A 1,062-nucleotide genomic window follows, 5' to 3' on the forward strand; every position below is an offset into this window, starting at 1 on the left:
CCGTACTCCCCAGGCGGTCTACTTAATGCGTTAGCTTTGAAAAACAGAACCGAGGCTCCGAGCTTCTAGTAGACATCGTTTACGGCGTGGACTACCGGGGTATCTAATCCCGTTTGCTCCCCACGCTTTCGTACATGAGCGTCAGTGTTGACCCAGGTGGCTGCCTTCGCCATCGGTATTCCTTCAGATCTCTACGCATTTCACCGCTACACCTGAAATTCTACCACCCTCTATCACACTCTAGTTTGCCAGTTCGAAATGCAGTTCCCAGGTTGAGCCCGGGGCTTTCACATCTCGCTTAACAAACCGCCTGCGTACGCTTTACGCCCAGTAATTCCGATTAACGCTCGCACCCTCCGTATTACCGCGGCTGCTGGCACGGAGTTAGCCGGTGCTTCTTCTGTCAGTAACGTCACAGCTAACGGGTATTAACCGTTAACCTTTCCTCCTGACTGAAAGTGCTTTACAACCCGAAGGCCTTCTTCACACACGCGGCATGGCTGCATCAGGCTTGCGCCCATTGTGCAATATTCCCCACTGCTGCCTCCCGTAGGAGTCTGGGCCGTGTCTCAGTCCCAGTGTGGCTGATCATCCTCTCAAACCAGCTAGGGATCGTCGCCTTGGTGAGCCATTACCTCACCAACTAGCTAATCCCACTTGGGCCAATCTAAAGGCGAGAGCCGAAGCCCCCTTTGGTCCGTAGACATTATGCGGTATTAGCAGTCGTTTCCAACTGTTGTCCCCCACCTCAAGGCATGTTCCCAAGCATTACTCACCCGTCCGCCGCTCGTCAGCAAAGTAGCAAGCTACTTTCTGTTACCGCTCGACTTGCATGTGTTAGGCCTGCCGCCAGCGTTCAATCTGAGCCATGATCAAACTCTTCAATTAAAAAGTTTTATGTCTTTCGACAGCTCAATGAATTCTGAATTTATTGTTTTTGTTTCCAAAAACGAATTGACTGTGCGTTATTATTTTCACTTTTAAAAAAGTAAAATCAAAACAGCTCAAGGCTGAATTTTTTAATAACATATGGTCACTCAGTTTCAATTGAGACTCTAATTT

General features: G+C 49.1%; 1 rRNA gene. It reads right to left on the reverse strand.

Features of this window, described 5'->3' with window-relative positions:
- Window positions 1–888 (reverse strand): 16S ribosomal RNA (locus GQR39_RS20005); the annotation flags it as partial.
- Window positions 889–1,062: the final 174 nt, after the last annotated feature.

The organism is Pseudoalteromonas sp. C8 (genome assembly GCF_011378685.1).
Lineage (GTDB): Bacteria > Pseudomonadota > Gammaproteobacteria > Enterobacterales > Alteromonadaceae > Pseudoalteromonas > Pseudoalteromonas arctica.